Raw genomic sequence first — 16,317 nt, forward strand, 5'->3', positions numbered from 1 at the left:
TTTTGCCGCTTGCAGCTACGGGTCCGAATCTCGCGAGCCGCCGGCCGCCGCCGATCTATAATGAGAAAAAATAGGCCAGTGGGTTGCCATGAACTCTCCTCAGCACGGGTTATATGCGGCGTTATGCGCGCGCGATCGCAAGTTCGACGGGCGGTTTTTCGTCGGTGTTTCTTCAACCGGCATCTATTGCCGGCCGGTATGCAGCGCCCGCACGCCCAGGCAGGAAAACTGCAGCTTTTATCCCAGCGCGGCGGCGGCCGAGCTTGCCGGTTTTCGCCCCTGCCTGAAATGCCGCCCTGAGCTGGCGCCGGGCCTGGCGCCGATCGATTTGGGCAACCGTTATGCGCAGGTGGCGGTGCAACTGATTGAACAGGGCTACCTTTCCGAGCACAGCTGCGAGCAATTGGCGGCACGGCTGGGCGTTTCCGGCCGCCACCTGCGGCGTATTTTCGCCGACCAGTTCGGTGCGTCGCCGGTGGACTATGCCCAGTCTCACCGCCTGTTGCAGGCCAAACGCTTGCTGATGGATACCGATCTGCCGTTGAGCGAGGTGGCCTATGCCGCCGGTTTTGGCAGCCTGCGCCGTTTTAACGAACTGTTCAAAGCCCGTTATCGTCTGATCCCTTCTGCGTTGCGCGATCGCCCGGCGCAGAAAGGGGCGGCGGAGCGCGGCCTGGTGTTTCGCCTGGGTTATCGCCCCCCTTACGATTGGCCGCGTATGCTGGCTTTCCTGGCTGCGCGTGCGGTGGAAGGCGTTGAGGTGGTGCAGGGGGAGCGCTATCTGCGCTCTATTGCCATAAGACAAAAAGGCGAGGAATACGCCGGCTGGATCAGCGTGCAGCCCGAGCCGACGCGCAACCAGGTGCGCGTTGAGATAGCACCTGCGCTAAGCCGGGTGACCACGGAAGCATTATGCGCGGTACGCCGGCTGTTTGATCTGGATGCTTCTCCCGATCGCATTGCCGCCGGGCTGGGGGATCTGGCTGCGGGGGCGGCGGGGCTGCGCCTGCCGGGGTGCGTCAACAGTTTTGAACAGGCGGTGCGCGCCGTGCTGGGGCAGTTGGTCAGCGTGCGCATGGCGGCGGTGCTGGCCGGGCGGGTAGCGGCATATTGCGGTAGCGCACTGGTGCAGCCGTATCAGGGCGTGAGCCATGTGTTCCCCGGCGCGCAGCGTGTGGCGCAGTTACAGCCGGAAGATCTGCGCCCGCTGGGGATACCGTTGAAACGTGCCGCCGCGCTGATTGGCATGGCGAATGCGGTGGTTGACGGGCGGCTGCAGCTGGACAATGTGCTGGATATCGCCCAGGGCATTCGCAACCTGACCGCGTTGCCGGGGATTGGCGATTGGACCGCGAGCTATATTGCGATGCGCGCCTGGTCATGGCCAGACGTTTTCCTGGGCGGGGATTACCTGATCAAACAGCGCTTTCCCGGTATGACGCCGCGGCAAATTGCGCGCTATGCCGAACGCTGGCAGCCATGGCGTTCCTACGCCACGCTGCACCTGTGGCATAACGCGGCCTGGCTGGCGCCGGGCGCGCCGCCACCGGCCGTTAAAGCAGAAAAATCGTCGCCAGCCCGAGGAAAATAAAGAAGCCGCCGGTGTCGGTCAGCGCGGTGATCATTACGCTGGAGCCGACGGCCGGATCGCGGCCCAGCTTGACCATGGTCATCGGGATCACCACGCCCATCAGCGCGGCCACCAGCAGGTTGAGGATCATCGCCAGCGTCATCACGCCGCCCATGGCCCAGTCGTCATACAGCAGATAGGTGACGACGCCCATAATGCCGCCCCAGACGATGCCGTTGATCAGCGCCACGCCCAACTCCCTGAACATCAGGTGTGAAATATTGCCGCTTTCAATCCGGTGCAGAGCCAGCGCGCGCACGATCATGGTGATGGTCTGGTTGCCGGTGTTGCCGCCGATGCCGGCGACGATGGGCATCAACGTCGCCAGTGCCACCAGCTGTGAAATAGTGTGTTCAAACAGGCCGATAACGCGCGAGGCGATAAACGCGGTGCATAGGTTGATGGCCAGCCAGGTCCAGCGGGTTTTTACCGCTTTACTGACCGGCGCGAACACATCTTCCTCGGGGCTTAAGCCCCCCAGACGGCGCAGGTTGGAGTCGCTTTCTTCGTTCACCGAGTCGATAATTTCCTCGATGGTCAGGCGCCCCATCAGTTTACCCTTGGCATCCACCACCGGTGCGCTGATCAAGTCATAGCGTTCGAACGCGCTGGCTGCGTCTTCGGCCTTATCCTCTGGCTGGAAGGTGGTGGGATCGCTGTCCATCACGTCTTTGACCAGAACATCCGGCTCATTGAGCAGCACCGTCGTCAGCGGCAGCTCGCCCTTCAGGCCGTTTTTACGATCGGTGACGAACAGTTTATCGGTGGCCTCGGGAATGGTTTTGCGCAGGCGCAGGAAGCGGTGCACGGCGCCCAGCGTGACGTCCGGCCGAACGGTAACCAGCTCGAAATCCATCATCCAGCCGACGGTTTCCTTGCCATAGTGCATCATCTCACGCACCTGGGCGCGCCGATCCGGCTCCAGTGAGGTGAGCAGGCGGCCCATCAGGTTGCGGGGCAGGTATTGCGCCAAATAGGCCTGTTCATCGACGTCGAGGGTTTTGATCGCCTTGAGCAGGTCTTTATCGCTCATTTCTTCGATCAGGCTGTCCCATACTGGCTCGGCCACTTCCATCAGCGTGTGGCCGCGTTTGTTGACGCCGACCAGGCGCCACAGCGCCAGGCGTTCATCGAGCGGCAACGCTTCCAGCAAGTCGGCCAGGTCGGCGGCGTGCATGTCTTCCAGCAGCGAAGTGATCTCCGCCGTTTGATTGAGCAGTTCGCTTTTGCTTAATGTGTGCTCATCACTGGCACGGCCAAGAATGCCGTCAACCAACTCATCGTTGTTTAAGAGGATGGAAAGGATTCGCTGGCGGTGTTCCGCCACTTTTTTGACGTTATGTGTTGGGGCTAACATGGTATTCCTTAACGCTGATTTGGCCCTCACCCAGGGGCGCGGCTGCTCTTACAGCCTGGAGCATAGCCAGTGCTTGGGTCATTTTGATGAAAGTGGCGTAAAGCCTGCGCGGGGGATTCAGAGGTTGCCCTCGGAGGCATCGTATTGTTCGCTGCTTTGCTGCAGCGGCGCGCGTTTTTTTTCCTGATGATGGGGCACCGCGACCACTGCGGCATACAGCAAACGGCCGATTAAAATGATAAAGCTAACCAGCAACACGATTTTCGTCATTTGCCCCGTGGTTCTTTTTCGCATTTATAACCCCAGATATATTGCTTGGCCATTAATATTCATTGCATGAATAAGTCATGATCAACAGCCCCAATAATTCGAATCATAATCTTAATCGGCGATAACAAATAATGTCTATTCATTTCATGAATGCTTTGGCGGATGTTTAGACATTGTTTAGTCATTACAGTGCTTGATATAGCAGAACACCGTGCAGATGGCCGCATGTTCTGCCATTATTGCCGGTGTTTGGCGACGCGCCGAACCAGGGTGTGTAATGAAATGAATGACGCTTCAGTGGAAACCGTACTGCATGGATATTTTGCAACAATGGAATAAATTGCGTTATCGGTGGTGGGGGCAGCCTATTATCTGTAGCCTGCTGATTATTCCGTTAGCCGGCTTGCTTTCGCCGCGCCTGATGTTGCCAGAAGCCAAAATCTATTTGATTTATCTGCCGCTGGCGGTGTGTATTTCTTTGTTTATGGTTTATGACTGGCTGGCGCTCCCGGGCATCGCGCTGGCGCTGTTCATCCGCTATGCCAGCCGTCTGGGGTTGGAAATAGGCCTGCTGGTGTTGCTGATCTATTTGTTTAGCCTGGGCATCTGCTGGTTGGGCTACCGCAGCCAGACGCACCGCCATTGGTGCGCGCCGATTGACGATCTGCGTTTGGCAAAAACACGCTTGATTTGGCTGGCGTTGCTGCCGCCGCTGTTTTTCATTCCCAGCCTGCAGCTTGGCATCGGCATGGGTTTTTTGCCCGACGAGCTGGGCATGATCGGCGGCAATGCCCACTATTTGCGTGCGCTGATCAACTTTCAGGCGCTCTTGCTCGGCGGTTTATCCGCCATGCCGTTGTTCTATTTTCTGCTGCGTATCGTCAGCAAGCCGCGCTTTGCCAAGGTGCTGTGGTGCCGGCTGGGCCACGAAGTGGCGCCCGGCGCGAAAAAAAGCGAGCTGCCGCTATGGCTGCTGGCGCTGGCCGGGCTGGTGTTTATCCTGATCTACCGCGGGGGCGACTCCGCCAACCTGTTCCTCAGCGACTATAGCCTGACGCTGCTGCTGCCGGTGATGCTCTACGGTTCGTTGCGCTTTGGCTTTCGGTTGAACTGCATTATCTGGTCAATCACTTTGCTGGTGTTGTTCTTTAACCATGCGGCGTTTGTCCCGCAGAACAACTTGCTGCACAACCTGGTCTTTATCTCTTCCATGATGGTGGCGTTCACGCTGAGCATTTTTTTAACCTCGGTGATCAATACCCGCCAGCGCATGGTGTATCAGAAAGCGCAGGATGCCTCGCGCAAGGATCCGGTTATCGGCCTGCCGAATTTGCGCGCGCTCAAGCGCGACCTGGCCAAAGCGCCGCGCTCAACGCTGTGTTTTTTGCGTGTGGCCGAGCTGGATATTCTCAGCCGCAACTACGGCATGCTGCTGCGCATTCGTTTTAAACAGCAGTTGGCGAAGGCATTGCTGTCGGTGCTGGAAAGCGGGGAGGGGGTGTACCACCTGCCCGGCTATGATCTGGTGCTACGCCTGAACGGCTATGACGGTGAGCACAAGGTTGCGGCCGTCAGCGCTCTGCTGGAGAAATACCGCCTGGTGTGGAATGGCCTGCCGATTCATCCGCCGATCGGCATCAGCTACTGCGGCATATGCGCCGACGTTGCGCATTTGCATGTGCTGTTGGGGGAATTAAGCTCGCTGGCGGAGATTTCCCTGACCAGCGGGCGCCCTGAGTGCTCCCATCGTGCGCAGCGCCAGGTGCAGGATACCCTCAAGCGTAAGGTGGCGCTGCTGCATTGGATCCAGGACGCGCTGGATAACGATCGCTTTGTGCTGATGGCGCAGCCCATCGACGGCGTGCGTGGCGATCGCTACTACGAAGTGTTGTTGCGTATGCGTGATGATGAAGGGGCGTTGGTGCCGCCGAACGAATTCTTGCCGGTGGTGCATGAGTTCGGTTTGATCTATCGGTTGGATCTGTGGGTGCTGCAGCACACGCTGAAGTTTATGCAGCAACACCGGGAGCAACTGCCCAGCATCCGTTTTTCCGTTAATCTGTCGCCGTTGTCGCTGTGCCGGCCGTTGTTGCTTCAGGAGGTGAGTAAACTGCTGCAACAGTATCAGATAGAGCCTTACCAACTGGTGCTGGAGGTGACCGAATCGCATTTGATGCAGGATCAGCAGTGTGCCGCCGCCGCGCTGCGCGAGCTGCGGCAGTTGGGCTGCCATATTGCGCTGGATGATTTTGGCACCGGCTATGCTAGTTACGATCGCCTGAACGATCTGCAGGTCGACACGCTGAAGATTGACGGCAGCTTTATTCGCGACATGCTGACCAACCCGGTTAACTACCAGATTATTGCCTCTATTTGCAAGGTGGCGATGATGAAGCGCCTGACGATTGTGGCGGAATACGTTGAAACCGCAGAGCAGTATGAAGCGCTGAAGGCGCTGGGCGTGGACTATATGCAAGGCTTTTTGCTGGGCAAGCCTGCGCCGCTGGAAACGCTGTTGCCGGCCGCGGCGCAGCCCGGCCAGGGTTAATGCCAGGCCCCTTAACGGGCCTGGCGGTTAACGCTGTGGGCGCTATTGCGCGCTATCTTCCTCAATCATCAGCTTCCAGCCGACCACGTCGTCCCAGTAGGCCTGCTCACGCTCAAAGTCCAACTGCACCAGGTTGTTCTGCGCCAGATATCCGGCCGGGAAGCTCAGGGTCCAATGGTTGTCATCGGTCTTCAGCCGCAGCGTTTCCGGCGTGGTGGTGGACTGGCGCTGGTTGTTGAGCAGCGTGCTCAGGCGCAGCAATTGCACCAGCGGCAGATAGTGTTTCTTCTTGAACAGGTTCAGCCGCGGCAGTTCATCAAGCTTGATCGCCTTGCGGTGGAAACGCACCAGTGTGGCCAACAGCAGTTGCTGTTCCTGATTGAAGCCCGGCAGGTTGGAGTTTTGCAAAATATAGGCGGAATGGCGGTGCATGCCGGAATGATTGATACTCAGCCCTACCTCATGCAGCATGGCGGCCCATTTCAGCAGAGCTTCCAACTGCGGGTGCACCAGCTTGGTATTCTGCGCCATCCACTGGGAATACAGTAATTCGGTGGTATCCAGCACGCGGCGGGCCTGTTCACGGTCGATATTGTAATGGTCGGCCAGGCTTTTCGCGGTGCGGCTGCGGATGTCCTGATGGCGGAAGCGGCCTTCCATTTCATACAGCACGCCCTCACGCAATGCGCCGTCGGAAAGGCGCAGATCGTGGATCGCCAGGGCATCGAACACGCCGCACAGAATCGCCAACCCCGGCACAAACACCGACTGGCGGTCTTCCGACAGCCCTGGCAGGCTCAATGCGCTGAAGTTTTTAAATTGCAGCACCTGTTCGGCCAGCATATCCAGCCGATCCGGCGTGATCAGGCCGTCTTTTTCGCCCATGGCGACCAACACTTCATAGGCGGCCTTGATGGTGCCGGACGCGCCGAGGGCATATTGCCAGCCCTGAATGCGGTATTGCCAGGCCAGCGTTTCCAGTTTCTGTGCGGCGGCCAGGCGTGCGCGTTTGAAGTTGGTCTTGCTGATTTCGCCGTTCGGGAAAAACTGCTGGGCGAAGCTGACGCAGCCCATGCGGCGGCTTTCCGCCTGCAGCGGTTCAAAGTCTTCGCCGATCACCAGTTCGGTAGAGCCGCCGCCGATGTCGATAACCAGCTTGCGGCCTTTTTCCGGCTGGGTGTGTTCCACCCCCATAAAGATCAGGCGGGCTTCTTCCTGGCCGGAAATGATTTCGATCGGGTAGGGGATCACGCCGGCGGCCTGTTTGAGGAAACTTTCCGCGTTCACGGCCTGGCGCAGGGTATGGGTGCCGACAATGGTGACGTTTTCGGCCGGGAAGCCCTGCAGGCGCTCGGCGAACAGCGCCAGACAGGCCAGGCCACGCTCAATCGCTTCATCGCTGAGCACATTGTTGCTGTCCAGCCCATCGGCCAGGTGCACCCGTTGTTTCAAACGGCCTAAAACCTGTAAAGCGCCGTTGACGACGCGGGCAATTACCATATGAAAACTGTTTGAGCCAAGATCGATGGCGGCAATTTCCTGCGGTTTGTTCGTAATGGTGTGGTTTAACGGCATAGTGGCTGGCCTACTGTTCTGGTTGTTCCAGTGCGTTTAAATAGTCATAAATGGCGACCTGTGAGCGCACCTTGCGGCGGTTGCCGCGCGGAACGTACGAGTTGCTCAGTTCTTTATCAAGATAGCGGGCTTTTACCGTATCGCTGAACAGGATCTCTAAAATATCTAATACACGTTGTTTCAGCGTGGGATCCAGCATCAATACCGCCACTTCAATCCGATAGTCGATATTGCGCGTCATCCAATCGGCAGAGGAGAGGTAAACTTTCTTGTCCCCTTTATTTTCAAATACGTAAACCCGATCGTGCTCCAGATAACGGTCAACAATGCTGATGACCCGAATGTTTTCGCTCACGCCCGGCAGGCTGGGGATCAGCGAGCACATGCCGCGCACCAGCAGGCGGATTTTCACCCCGGCGTTAGAGGCGGCATACAGCCGATCCACCAGCCCTTTATCCACCAGGTTGTTGACCTTCAGCGTAATGCCGGCCGGCTCGCCGGCTTTGGCGTTGGCGATTTCGTTGTCGATCAGTTCGTACAGTTTCAGGCGCGAGTTCTGCGGCGACACCATCAGGTAATCGAAGGAGACCGGCCGGTAAGGGTTTTCAATAAAGTTGAACACCCGCCGGACTTCGTTGGTGATGCGCGCGTCGGCGGTCAGCAGCGAATAGTCGGTGTAGATACGCGCGGTTTTTTCGTTGAAGTTACCGGTGCCGATATGAGCATAGCGTACAATGTCATCGCCTTCACGCCGGGAAATCAGGAACAGCTTGGCGTGGATTTTCAGCCCCGGCGCCGAGAAGATAACGTGCACGCCGGCTTCCGTCAGGCGTTTTGCCCAGTGGATATTGGCTTCTTCATCGAAACGCGCCTGCAGCTCTACCACCACCGTCACTTTCTTGCCGTTGTGCGCGGCGTGGATCATCGCATCGATAATGCGCGAGTCTTTCGCCACGCGATAAATATTGATTTTTATCGCCAGCACGCTGGGATCGAACGATGCCTGGCGCAACAGTTCCAGCACATGTTCGAAGGTGTGGTAAGGGTAGTAAAGCAGCACGTCCTGCTCGCGAATGGCGTCAAAGCCGTTGCGGAACTTGTTGAACCAGATGTGCCGCAGGCGCGGCAGCGGCTTGTTGACCAGATTGGCCTTGCCGACGTTGGGGAAGCCGATAAAGTCTTTGAAGTTATGGTAACGGCCGCCGGCAATGACCGAATCATAGTTGGAGATGCCGAGTTTTTCGCGCAGCATCTCGACCATTTCCTTGGGCATATCGCGCTGGTAAACAAAACGCACCGGTTCGGCGGTCAGGCGCTGTTTCAGGCTTGATGACATCAGCTCCAGCAGGCTGGATTCCATCTCTGTTACCAGATCGTACTCCGCGTCACGCGTCATTTTCATGGAATAGGCATTGAGCGTGTCGTAGTCGAAAAAACCCTTGAAAATATCATCCAGGCAGTAACGCAGAATGTTATCCAGCAGGATCATGGGCTTCCGGCGGCGCGGCGATTCCGGCGGCAGATTGATAAAGCGGGGGATCTTGTCGGCCGGGATTTCCAGCAGGGCGTAATCAATCTGCGTGCCGCGAATAATTTCGACCGCCAGATAGGTGTAATCGTCCTTCAGGAATTGCACCAGGTTGGTGTCGTGATTCACCAGAATCGGCGTGATGTGCTGGCGCAGGTGTTGTTTAAAATATTGGCGCAGCCAGGCCTGTTGATTTTCCGACACCTGGCGCTCGTTGATCAGGAATATCTGGTTCCGCGCCATTTCCAACAGCAGCTCGTTATAAAGGCTGTCGAATTCCTGATCGGTTTTGAGTACTTTGGCCTGGATTTTTTTCAGCAGATGGCGGGAAGCGCCAGCGGAACCCTGTTCCTCATTGATCAGAATGCGCCGCTTAAGATCGGCAAAACGGACTTTGTAAAACTCATCAAGATTATTGGAGTAAATGCCAAGAAACCGCATGCGTTCAATCAGGGGGTTATTCTTATCAGCGGCTTCCTGTAAAACGCGTTCGTTAAAGGATAACCAACTTAATTCTTTTTCGATGTAGAGCTTTTCCTGACCCATTACCACTCCAGTTCAATCATTGGGAGAGTTTAGATGACGGCCCAGCGTGCCTGGATACCGCGTTAGACTGTGCCCGCCTGTTGCGCGGCCAGGGTACGGTAACCCGTGGCTATTCACCGCATTTTGGCGTTACTCTCCGCTGAGTTTGTGCGCCAGGGCGTTGCCGACTGCACAAATACCGCCAGTGGTGCTTACGCGCAATGGTGGGACATAACCTAGTGTCCTACAATATTATTGCGAGAGATTGACAGGAAAGTCCAACTTATCTACGACTTGGTGCCGAATGACTTTGTCATGCAAATGTCACAAAACTGACATAAGATGCCCGGTTATCTTATGGCATAAGCGTGATTAGGGAAGCAACGGCAAAAGACATGGTTCAAATGACGGCAAAGCAACACCCCCGGGATCGTCTGCGTTCGCGCGTCGATTATGGCGTACAGGCGGCAGTAACGATCAGCGGTGGGTTGGTGCTGATGGTGCTGCTGCTCGTTTTCGTCTATTTGCTGTTTGCCGTATTTCCACTGTTCAAGCCGGCCGCCATGGGCAAGGCGCAGCCGCTGGCGGTCGGCGGCCTGGCACTGGCGCTGGGCATGGATGTGCAGCAGCGCATCGGTTATCGCATCGATCCAGACGGCAACGGCCGGTTTTATCGCATGAATCCCGAAGCGAGCGGTTCGGCCGGTGCATCACTATTGCCGCCGCAGCCTTTGCTCAATTCGCCGGCCTTGCTGGCACAGGCGGTGGGTGAGCGCGATCTTTTCGCGTTGGCGCAGGCGGACGGGCGCGTAGTGGTGGTTGCCGCTGATTTCGCCGCTGCCAACAGCGCCTTGCCGCAGTGGCGTTTCCCGCTGGGGGCGCGGCCGTGGGCGCTGGATCGGCGCGGGCATGCGCTCAAACTGCTGGCATTGGCCCAGGTTCGTGCCGGGCACTACCTGCTGGCGGCGGTGACTGACGATCGCCGTTTGCTGTTGGGGCGCTATACCCGCGACGGCGAACCGCAACTGAATGAAATCCCGCTTGAACACGATATTCAACAACTGGTGCTGGCGCCGGACGGCAGCCAGCTTTACCTGCTTAGCGGCAACCAGTTGCTGCGTTATGCGCTTGCCGGCTCCCTGGCGCAGGCGAGCGAAACCCGCGATCTTGGCGCGCAGGCACCTTACCATCTGACGGCGCTGCCCGGCGGCAGCGCGCTGTTGATCCAGGGGGCGGACGGCAGCCTGCATGAATGGTTCGACGTGGAAAAGGCCGGGCGCCGGCAACTGACGGCGGTACAGCGCTTTGACTACCAGGCGCAGCCAGGGGCGATTACGGTGGCGGAACCCTACCGCCGGGTGTTCGCCACCTTGCAGCCTAACGGGGATTTTGCGCTGTTTACCGGCGCGCAGTCTCGGCCGTTGCTGACTGGCCGCGTGCCGGCCGGCAGCCAGCGCCTGGCCTTTGCGCCGCGCGGCGACGGCCTGCTGTTGGAGACCCCCGAAGGCTGGCAGCACTATCGCCTGAATAACCCTTACCCCGACGTCACCTGGCGTTCGCTGTGGCAGAAAGTCTGGTATGAAAACTATCCGCAGCCGGCCTATGTCTGGCAATCCACCTCCGGTGAAGACAGCTACCAGGCCAAATTCAGCCTGGTGCCGATTATTTTCGGCACGCTCAAGGCGGCGGGCTACGCCATGCTGTTTGCCGTCCCGCTGGCGTTGGCTGGCGCGGTGTATACCGCTTACTTTATGTCGGTGCGGCTGCGCCGGGTGGTGAAACCGGCGATTGAAGTGATGGGCGCTTTGCCGACGGTGGTGATTGGTCTGGTCGCCGGTATCTGGCTGGCGCCGTTGATTGAGCATTATTTATTGGCGGTGCTGGCGTTGCCGCTGCTGCTCACCGCGGCGGCGCTGCTGTGCAGTGCAGTGGCGCAACGCATTACCCGCGGCCGTTTGCCGCCGGGGGGCGATTTGCTCTTGCTGCTGCCGGTGGTGGCGGGGTGTGTCTGGCTGGCGTTCAGCACCGGGCCATGGCTGGAACAGCAGTTGTTCGGCGAGCCGATGCATTTCTGGCTGGGCGACGATTATGATCAGCGCAATGCACTGGTGGTCGGCGTGGCGATGGGCTTTGCGCTGGTGCCGGTTATCTTCTCGCTGGCGGAAGATGCGCTATTTAGCGTGCCCACGGTGCTGTGGCAGGGATCGTTGGCGCTGGGCGCCACCCCGTGGCAAACGGTGACGCGTGTGGCGCTGCCGTGCGCCAGCGCCGGGATTTTCTCCGCATTCATGATTGGCTTTGGCCGTGCGGTGGGGGAAACCATGATCGTGCTGATGGCCACCGGCAATACGCCGATCATCGATGGCAGCCTGTTCCAGGGGCTGCGCGCCCTGGCGGCCAACATCGCGATTGAAATGCCGGAGGCCGTCGCCGGCAGCAGCCACTACCGCGTGCTGTTTCTGACTGCGCTGGTGCTGTTTATGTTCACTTTTGTGTTTAACACGCTGGCGGAAGCCATTCGCCTGCGGTTACGCAAGCGTTATACCGTCAATCAGGAGGCGCCATGAAGCGTTGGGCGCATTCTGGCGCGCCGTGGGTCTGGCTTAGTGCGGCATCGGTAGCGGTCAGCCTGCTGGCGTTAATCGGTATTCTGGCTCTATTGGCTGGGCAGGGCATGCGCTATTTTTGGCCCAGCCCGGTGTACCAGTTTGAGCTAAACCAAAGCGCAGCCGGCCCGGTAACCGTGATCGGCGAGCTGTACCAACAGCAAAGCATTTCCCGCCGCCAACTGCAGGCGGCGGGCATCGCCATGCCGGCCGGCGATGCGCCGGCCTTTACCCGCTATTTGATCAAGGTCGGCAACCGCGAATCTAACGGACAGGATTTCCGCACGCTACTGGCTGACGACGTGCGCCGGCAAACGGCGCCGCGCGATTTGATCGTGCTGGAGCGGAACAGCAACGGCACGGCTTACGGCTATTTGGTGGGCCTGCTGGAAGATGGTCAACCGCTCACCGGGCGGGATTTGGGCCACACGCTGATGCAGCGTTTGCCGCAGATCGCCGCACTATCGCGCCAGGCGTACGATATCCAGTTCAGCGCGATGGCGCAGGTCAATCAGCATTTTGAATCCCTGCGCCTGCATGAGAAAAGCCTGGCAGCTAAAAATGCCCTGGACGCTGGGGCGCAGGCTGCGATCAAAGCCGAACGGACAGAGCTGCAACGCCAGTACCGGCAGTTGGCGGATGCGCTGGAAGGGCTAAACCGTGATCGTTATCGCGATGCGCTGCAACTGCGCGATATGTCCGGCCAGATTCATACCATCCCGCTGATTCAGGTGCGGGATGCCTGGTATCCGAATACCATGAGCGTTGGGCAGAAAGTGGCTCACTGGGCGGCGCAGGTGAAGAAATTTCTGACTGACAGCCCGCGCGAAGCCAATACTGAAGGCGGCGTATTCCCCGCCATCTTCGGCACGGTGCTGATGGTGATCCTGATGTCGATCGTGGTGATGCCGTTCGGCGTTATCGCCGCGGTGTACCTGCATGAATACGCCGGGAATAACCTGCTGACGCGCTTGATTCGTATCTCGGTGGTGAATCTGGCCGGGGTGCCTTCCATCGTGTACGGCGTGTTCGGCTTGGGCTTTTTTGTTTATATGATCGGCGGCAGTATCGACCAGTTGTTTTACGCGGAATCTTTACCGAACCCGACCTTCGGCACGCCGGGCGTGCTGTGGGCCGCGCTGACGCTGGCGTTGTTGACGCTGCCGGTGGTGATTGTCGCCACCGAAGAGGGGCTATCGCGCATACCGGTGGCGTTGCGCCAGGGATCGTTGGCGCTGGGCGCCAGCCGGGCGGAAACGCTATGGCACATTGTGCTGCCGATGGCTGCGCCGGCCATGATGACCGGCCTGATCCTGGCGGTGGCGCGCGCCGCAGGGGAAACCGCGCCGCTAATGTTGGTGGGGGTGGTGAAATCGGTGCCGGTACTGCCGGTGGACGGCATTTTCCCCTATCTGCACCTGGAGCGAAAGTTTATGCACTTGAGCTTCCAGATTTATGATATGGCGTTTCAGAGCCCGAGCGTTGAAGCCGCACGGCCGTTGGTGTTCGCCACCGCCTTCTTGCTGGTAGTGATTGTGGTGGGGCTGAACCTGGCTGCGATGGGGATTCGCCATTCGCTGCGGGAAAAATACCGGGCGTGGGGATAAGCCGTGCTCCGTAACGTCAGATCGCCAGTGGCGCTCACGCGCTATTGCGGGATATAGCCGGGTAATAATGACCACTTTTTTGGGGAACGTGTAATGGGTTTTGTGACGCCGGGCAGTTTGCCGCGCCTGAATGTACAGCAACTTAGCGATGAGCAAACGGCGCTGGCCGTGAATAACCTGAATTTGTTCTACGGCGAAAAGCAGGTGCTGCATGACATTTCACTGCGGATCCCGAAATACCGGGTTACCGCGTTGATCGGCCCTTCCGGCTGCGGCAAATCCACGCTGCTGCGCTGTTTTAATCGCATGAACGATCTGGTGGAACACTGCCGTATCGAAGGGGAGCTGCGGCTTCATGAAGAGAATATCGCTAGCCCGCAGGCTGACGTTACCGCGCTGCGCCGCCGGGTAGGCATGGTGTTCCAGCGGCCCAACCCGTTTCCCAAATCGATTTATGAAAACGTGGTGTACGGCCTGCGGCTGCAAGGGATCCGCGATCGGCGCATCCTGGACGAAGCCATGGAGCGCTCGCTGCGGGCAGCGGCGCTGTGGCATGAGGTGAAAGATCGCCTGCGCGAGAACGCGTTTCGCCTCTCCAGCGGCCAGCAGCAGCGGTTGGTGATCGCCCGTGCGATCGCCATCGAGCCGGAAGTGCTGCTGCTTGACGAGCCGACGTCGGCGCTGGATCCTATTTCAACCCTGACGATCGAAGAGCTGATTTCAGCGTTGAAACAGCGCTACAGCGTGGTGCTGGTGACCCATAATATGCAACAAGCGGCGCGCGTGTCTGACTACACCGCCTTTATCCATCAGGGCCGCCTGGTGGAATACAGCGACACCGACAGTATTTTCACTTCGCCGCGCCAGCGCCAGACCGAGGATTACATCACTGGGCGCTACGGCTGAAGCGCCTGGCTGGCGGCCGGTTCCGGCTGGCCTTGCCCCCCGGTTTTGCCGGCGGTGTTTTTCGGCGGTGCGGCTAGTTTAGCTGGCGCTTGTTGCGTGAGCTGCGATTGGCCGATAAATTTCCCGCCTTTCTCTATCGAAAAATCATCGCTGAAAATATCCCCATGAACGCTGCCTTTCGCCTGGATAATCAGCGTGGCCGCGTGGCATTGCCCTTCGACGGTGCCATTGATGGTGATGTGCTTGGCGTGGATTTCCCCGGTAACCAGGCCGCTATGCTCAATACGCACCTGGTGTGAGCAGTGGATTTTGCCCTCTATTTTTCCTTCGACAATAATATTGCCTTGGCCTTCCAGCGTGCCGGTTAGCTTCATGCCCTGTGATATAGCGGTGTCCTTGGTGGTTTTTACGCCGCTTGCGGCCAGCGGTGTTTCTGGCTCCGGCAGCAGTATGCCTGGGTTTTCTGGTGGTTTTACTTCGGCAGGCAACGTTTTTTCCGTGATGTTTTTCTGCTTGTTGAATATTTGCATAATTCTCTTCCTTGTTGTTTTAAACGCGAGGTGAACCAATAACAATACGTGGATTGAAACAGCAATGATGATCGCCGCCTGTGGGTGGAGCGCCGCCAGTATATGCCGGGTTGACCAGACAAAAATCAAAGAACTCCATGAGATCCATACATACCATAATATATTGGGGTTATACATGTTGTTTGAGTGAGCTAACATTAATTGGGCCGCTGTTGCCGCCAATATGGTTAATTCTCTGTGCAGAGAATTACGCCATCATACCTGTTAATGATAATTAATTCATTAGTGTGAATTTTAATTTTTTCTAGTGATGTATTACATTTTATTGTCTTTTTTTATTATATGTTGTCGCCTTAGGGCGTACTTTTTATTTAATAATAAATTAAATAAATATTGAATGCGGCTCTCATTGTTTTTATGAATGTTTTTTATTCTTGTGCTCGTATACAAATAAAATTGAACATGCACTACATGCGCATGTTCAATCCAGAAAGGGGCGTGGCTTGGGCATGTCAAACCACACCTTGGTTAATTCCTTTTGTCACCCCTGGGGGAATACCCACGTCAAAATACAAAAGAACCATTTTATATCCGTATGCATCGGAGGATGGTGGGCTTGGCTTGCCAGGTTATATCAAAGCGCCGTATCCGGCTTTACCGGCGTTTTGAATTTCTTCAAATACTGTGGCTGGAAGATACACATGCGTAGCACCGTGCGGTATTCACCATTGACGAAGAACTCATCCCGCAGTTCACCCTCTACCTCAAACCCTAGCTTGCTGTAGATATGGATCGCCTTGGGGTTCTCTTTATCAACGATCAGGTAAAGCTTGTACAGGTTCAGCACCGAGAAGGCGTATTCCATCGCCAGCTTGGCGGCGGTGCTGGCATAGCCTTTGCCCTGGTGAGCCGGATCGATAATGATCTGGAATTCGGCGCGGCGGTGGATGTGGTTGATTTCAACCAGCTCCACCAGCCCCACCTTGGCGCCTTCATGCTCAATGATGAAGCGGCGCTCGCTCTGATCGTGAATATGTTTGTCGTACAGATCGGAAAGTTCAACGAAGGCTTCATAAGGCTCTTCAAACCAGTAGCGCATTACGCTGGCGTTGTTGTCCATTTGGTGGACAAACGCTAAATCATCCCGTTCCAGTGGGCGCAATCTAACGTGGTTGGTGCTGGACATGCAGGCTCCTCTTGGCTGTCATATGGGCAAGTATACCCGTGGCGCGATT

General features: G+C 57.4%; 11 protein-coding genes. 5 read left to right on the forward strand and 6 right to left on the reverse strand.

Translation table 11 applies throughout. The features are described from left to right. The first annotated feature begins 88 nt into the window (after positions 1 to 88). On the forward strand, positions 89 to 1,591 hold the full coding sequence (alkA, locus tag AC559G_RS02105; protein WP_498910947.1) for a DNA-3-methyladenine glycosylase 2 family protein: 1,503 nt from the start codon (positions 89 to 91) through the stop codon (positions 1,589 to 1,591). Here the strand turns inward: alkA and mgtE are convergent. Together mgtE and AC559G_RS02115 are read right to left on the reverse strand one after the other, a co-directional pair. Then, positions 1,554 to 2,987 (reverse strand): magnesium transporter, encoded by a 1,434-nt coding sequence (gene mgtE / locus AC559G_RS02110; protein ID WP_462614125.1) that lies wholly within the window; start codon positions 2,985 to 2,987, stop codon positions 1,554 to 1,556. The two genes, alkA and mgtE, sit on opposite strands and share 38 nt — an antisense overlap. A gap of 117 nt (positions 2,988 to 3,104) precedes the next feature. Next, positions 3,105 to 3,281 (reverse strand): YfgG family protein, encoded by a 177-nt coding sequence (locus AC559G_RS02115; RefSeq protein ID WP_095847744.1) that lies wholly within the window; start codon positions 3,279 to 3,281, stop codon positions 3,105 to 3,107. A gap of 289 nt (positions 3,282 to 3,570) precedes the next feature. Here AC559G_RS02115 and AC559G_RS02120 point away from each other — a divergent pair, with 289 nt between their 5' ends. Next, on the forward strand, positions 3,571 to 5,805 hold the full coding sequence (locus tag AC559G_RS02120; protein WP_498910949.1) for an EAL domain-containing protein: 2,235 nt from the start codon (positions 3,571 to 3,573) through the stop codon (positions 5,803 to 5,805). Between the two features lie 42 nt (positions 5,806 to 5,847). Here the strand turns inward: AC559G_RS02120 and ppx are convergent, their stop codons facing one another. Further along, positions 5,848 to 7,380 carry an exopolyphosphatase gene (gene ppx / locus AC559G_RS02125; protein WP_279028059.1) on the reverse strand — a complete coding sequence of 511 codons (1,533 nt, stop codon included), beginning with the start codon at positions 7,378 to 7,380 and terminating at the stop codon, positions 5,848 to 5,850. A gap of 10 nt (positions 7,381 to 7,390) precedes the next feature. Continuing rightward, a complete protein-coding gene (ppk1, locus tag AC559G_RS02130) occupies positions 7,391 to 9,454 on the reverse strand; it encodes a polyphosphate kinase (RefSeq protein ID WP_498910952.1) in 2,064 nt (687 codons plus the stop codon). Between the two features lie 374 nt (positions 9,455 to 9,828). On the opposite strand from ppk1, the gene AC559G_RS02135 reads away from it, so the two are divergent. The 3 genes from AC559G_RS02135 (at position 9,829) to pstB (ending at position 14,552) form a co-directional block, all read left to right on the forward strand. Next, positions 9,829 to 12,000 carry an ABC transporter permease subunit gene (locus AC559G_RS02135; protein ID WP_498910954.1) on the forward strand — a complete coding sequence of 724 codons (2,172 nt, stop codon included), beginning with the start codon at positions 9,829 to 9,831 and terminating at the stop codon, positions 11,998 to 12,000. Next, complete coding sequence (gene pstA / locus AC559G_RS02140) at positions 11,997 to 13,646, forward strand: phosphate ABC transporter permease PstA (protein WP_498910956.1); 1,650 nt, start codon at positions 11,997 to 11,999, stop codon at positions 13,644 to 13,646. The genes AC559G_RS02135 and pstA overlap by 4 nt, the downstream gene beginning before the upstream one ends. A 93-nt stretch (positions 13,647 to 13,739) precedes the next feature. Further along, positions 13,740 to 14,552: a phosphate ABC transporter ATP-binding protein gene (pstB, locus tag AC559G_RS02145; RefSeq protein ID WP_498910958.1), complete on the forward strand. Its 813-nt coding sequence runs from the start codon at positions 13,740 to 13,742 to the stop codon at positions 14,550 to 14,552. Here the strand turns inward: pstB and AC559G_RS02150 are convergent. Together AC559G_RS02150 and speG are read right to left on the reverse strand one after the other, a co-directional pair. Then, positions 14,543 to 15,082 (reverse strand): bactofilin family protein, encoded by a 540-nt coding sequence (locus tag AC559G_RS02150; protein ID WP_498910960.1) that lies wholly within the window; start codon positions 15,080 to 15,082, stop codon positions 14,543 to 14,545. The two genes, pstB and AC559G_RS02150, sit on opposite strands and share 10 nt — an antisense overlap. Before the next feature lie 634 nt (positions 15,083 to 15,716). Next, on the reverse strand, positions 15,717 to 16,268 hold the full coding sequence (speG, locus tag AC559G_RS02155) for a spermidine N1-acetyltransferase (RefSeq protein ID WP_498910963.1): 552 nt from the start codon (positions 16,266 to 16,268) through the stop codon (positions 15,717 to 15,719). Between the last annotated feature and the right edge of the window lie 49 nt (positions 16,269 to 16,317).

This window comes from Gibbsiella greigii (assembly GCF_039540155.1).
Taxonomy (GTDB): Bacteria; Pseudomonadota; Gammaproteobacteria; order Enterobacterales; family Enterobacteriaceae; genus Gibbsiella; species Gibbsiella quercinecans.

What these genes read in the sequence shown, in the direction of transcription:
- AC559G_RS02135 (WP_498910954.1), top strand. Translation starts at nt 9,829, where the DNA reads ATGGTTCAAATGACGGCAAAGCAACACCCCCGGGATCGTCTGCGTTCG.
- ppx (WP_279028059.1), bottom strand. Translation starts at nt 7,380, where the DNA reads ATGCCGTTAAACCACACCATTACGAACAAACCGCAGGAAATTGCCGCC.
- speG (WP_498910963.1), bottom strand. Translation starts at nt 16,268, where the DNA reads ATGTCCAGCACCAACCACGTTAGATTGCGCCCACTGGAACGGGATGAT.
- AC559G_RS02120 (WP_498910949.1), top strand. Translation starts at nt 3,571, where the DNA reads ATGGATATTTTGCAACAATGGAATAAATTGCGTTATCGGTGGTGGGGG.
- pstA (WP_498910956.1), top strand. Translation starts at nt 11,997, where the DNA reads ATGAAGCGTTGGGCGCATTCTGGCGCGCCGTGGGTCTGGCTTAGTGCG.
- AC559G_RS02115 (WP_095847744.1), bottom strand. Translation starts at nt 3,281, where the DNA reads ATGCGAAAAAGAACCACGGGGCAAATGACGAAAATCGTGTTGCTGGTT.
- pstB (WP_498910958.1), top strand. Translation starts at nt 13,740, where the DNA reads ATGGGTTTTGTGACGCCGGGCAGTTTGCCGCGCCTGAATGTACAGCAA.
- mgtE (WP_462614125.1), bottom strand. Translation starts at nt 2,987, where the DNA reads ATGTTAGCCCCAACACATAACGTCAAAAAAGTGGCGGAACACCGCCAG.
- alkA (WP_498910947.1), top strand. Translation starts at nt 89, where the DNA reads ATGAACTCTCCTCAGCACGGGTTATATGCGGCGTTATGCGCGCGCGAT.
- ppk1 (WP_498910952.1), bottom strand. Translation starts at nt 9,454, where the DNA reads ATGGGTCAGGAAAAGCTCTACATCGAAAAAGAATTAAGTTGGTTATCC.
- AC559G_RS02150 (WP_498910960.1), bottom strand. Translation starts at nt 15,082, where the DNA reads ATGCAAATATTCAACAAGCAGAAAAACATCACGGAAAAAACGTTGCCT.